The following is a 3,050-nucleotide window of genomic DNA, read 5'->3' on the forward strand; positions in this document are numbered from 1 at the left end:
TTAAACATATTGCCTAAGTTTTTTTGACTGTCCTTTGCCCTCGTATGGTCAAAGGTGGGTGATTTAAAATTAAACATGGCAATCTGTTATAAATTAGGAATAAACATGTTTATATACGTTGGTATAACTAGTAGAATTTAGGTTTAACTAATATGATTAAGTATTCAGTTTTACTAAACCCATTTCAGTCTTTTATTCTGACTTGTCTAATCGCTATTCCTGCCTCAGCAAGAAGCTTCAGGGAAAGCTCGGAGAGAGGGTACGCTTCATTGTATACAACTTCCTTTAGACCTGCATTGATTATCATCTTGGTGCAGGTGAGGCAGGGGGAATAAGTCGTATATATTGTCGCCTCTTTTATTGAAATGCCATGGTACGATGCTTGGACTATTGCGTTTTCCTCTCCGTGCGAGCAAACGCACTCTTCTAGTTTTGTGCCCGAATCTGCAAATGCGTTGCACCTGGCGCATCCGCCCTCCGAGCAGTTTCTTGTGCCTCTGGGCGTGCCGTTGTATCCGGTGGAAATTATTCTTTTATCCTTGACAATCAAGGCAGCAACATGGCGCTTAATGCAGTTGCTTCTGCTAGCAACTATTTTTGCAATGCCCATGAAATACTCATCCCATGTAGGCCGGTCGGTTTTATATTCTGTTGAAAGCTCACCCAAAAGCTTGTCAAGAGATTCGTACAATCGCTTAAAATCAGAATCATTGACTACTTTTTTTGTTGCCATCTGGAATACTTGCGCAAGTTGTTGGCGGTTTTTATCTTGGCTGGCAAGTTCGGCTTTTTCAAGCGCCAAAAAACCTTCCAGGGTTTTTGGGTCGCCTTCCCTTGAGCGGGCTTTCATGCGCTCAAAGCGCACTTCTGCAGGTGCAGTAAAATACACAAGATTGAAATTTGGGAGTTTTTTTAGTTCATTGACCTCATTTGGATTGCGAACTGAGATTATTACATAGTTTTTGCCCTTCTCTATTTTTGAAATTGTTTTTGCAGCCAAGACTCCGGGGCCATATTTTTCCCTAAGACGGTTGCCTTTTGCAATCAGGTTGTCCCTGGTGATTGCAGCTCCTTCTAATGCAAGCTCATCTCGTATTATGTCTGATAGTGACAGGTAGTAAAATCCTTTTTTCATCAGGTATTCTGCTGCAGTGTCCTTTCCCGCACAATTCTCGCCGCTCAACCCTATAATCATGTTTACCACCATTCAAATGCAGTCCCAAACCTTTTGTATGAGTAATCTGACTTTTATATAACTAGCTGGGCGGCCATACCTTTGCGTTCCAAGAATTTTGCAAAATCAGCCCGTTGTCCTGCTTTTGATTTATTCAAGAGGCAGCTAGTGTATTAAGGGGATTTCAGTTAAGGGAAATATATTTTCTATTGCCTTGGCAGGCTTAAGATGGCCGGTGAAATTCATAGAACCTATGATCGAATGCTCGTTTGAGCCGTTATTGTGTGGAAAAATCAAAAACCTTGATATGCTTGCATTGTCAAGAACCATATTGTCAATTTCGCGAGCGTTTAGGCCAAGAAGTTTTCCAATGATGCATTTGCCTGAGATGTAATGAAGAACAACAACGACGTGATTGCCATATCTGCCTTGCTTTATATCCGCAGCCACTTCTTCGGCTCGGTTTTGCATGTGATGCACGTTTTCTCCGCCAAGCGGAAGGTGGGAAACTGAAATCTCATTTCCTGTGGTGATTATGTGCGCCTGCTTTTTTAGTATCAAGGGAAGCGGCACAAGGGTCAGCTCCCCAAGACGTCTTTCATTGAGCTGGCCATAAGAAAAGATTGATGGCTGGTCGTTTTGCTTAAGCCTTGATATGATGGCTTCGGCTGTTTTTTGTGTTCGTTCAAGTTCAGTCATTATGATTGTATCAACATGCTCGTTTGATAAAAAATCTCCGGTCAAATCTGCTTGCAGCTTGCCATGCGTACTTAGTGGGGTGTTGGTGTCGCCTTGGAAAATCTTTTTTTTATTGTGCGGTGTTTGTGCATGCCTGATTACGGTTAGCTTTACAACGCCTGGACCAGTCTGCATCTCATTGATGGCTTCTCTCAGATAGATGCAACCGCTGCCAAAGATATTCTCAGGTGTGAATTTTTTTGCCAGAGTCGGACTTAGGGTTATTTGGTGCTCTTTTGAAAGTTTTGTGACAAGAGGCACAAACTTATATGCAGGCACTCTTCCGTTCGGCCCTTCAACTAGGCGCTCTTTTATTGTACCCAAACTGGTCATGATTGGGTAGCTATAATAAAGTATTTAAATACTGTCCAACTTTCATTCGTCATAAAACGAATTTTTCTATTTTATACGCAAAAATATACACACATCATTTAAATTTGTACCACTAGGACCAGTCATTATTGCAAGCGAGTTGCTTTCAAGAAAAGCGCTTGAGTCATTGTTCTCAAGCGCAAGGCGTACCTTGATTTTTTGACAAATCATATTACTTGTGACAAGCCCGCCTGCAAATTTGCTTGTGCCGTCAACACCATCAGTGCCTATCGATGCCGCCACGAATTTTGTCTTGCCTGCGGAATTTAAAAGCAAGCTCCCAAGTACAAGCTCCTGATTCCTGCCGCCTACTCCACATCCTGTTACCTTAACTGTGGTCTCACCGCCTGCAACAACTGCCGAGTGATTTTCAAGAAGAAGGCGGAGGTTTTTTCCCGCGTCAACTGCATTTCCCTTCAGTTTTTCAACTGCAATGTCTGTAATGCCGGACTTGTTAAGTTCCTTTATTGCCGCCTGCACAGGCGTCATGTTATCCGCCAGGATATATATATCATTATTGGGACTTTTTGCTTTTGGCGTTTCAGCAAACATGCCGCCCAAACCTTTCATTATGTGTTTGCAACAAGGGTTTGATTCTTCCCAAAGGCCGTATTTAATAAGTATATTATTTGCATCTAAGTATGTGGTTGGGTCTGGGACTGTTGGGCCTGATGCAATTACGTCCAGGTCGTTTCCCTCAACATCCGACAAAACAAGGGTTATGGATGCCTTTCCTCTGAATTTTTCAACAAGCCTGCCGCCTTTA

Annotated in this window: 3 protein-coding genes; all 3 read right to left on the reverse strand. The window is 42.6% G+C overall.

Going from position 1 to position 3,050, the window contains the following annotated elements; genetic code table 11:
• Positions 1–184 precede the first annotated feature (184 nt).
• Positions 185–1,207, reverse strand: coding sequence for a hypothetical protein (locus FJZ26_05215; GenBank protein MBM3229805.1), 1,023 nt, complete (start codon positions 1,205–1,207; stop codon positions 185–187).
• 132 nt (positions 1,208–1,339) lie between these two features.
• On the reverse strand, positions 1,340–2,245 hold the full coding sequence (locus tag FJZ26_05220; GenBank protein MBM3229806.1) for a histidine phosphatase family protein: 906 nt from the start codon (positions 2,243–2,245) through the stop codon (positions 1,340–1,342).
• Positions 2,246–2,311: 66 nt separating this feature from the next.
• The coding region (locus tag FJZ26_05225) for a DUF4147 domain-containing protein (GenBank protein ID MBM3229807.1) at positions 2,312–3,050 on the reverse strand (739 nt) is incomplete at its 5' end.

It is taken from the genome of Candidatus Parvarchaeota archaeon, from assembly GCA_016866895.1.
Lineage (GTDB): Archaea > Micrarchaeota > Micrarchaeia > Anstonellales > VGKX01 > VGKX01.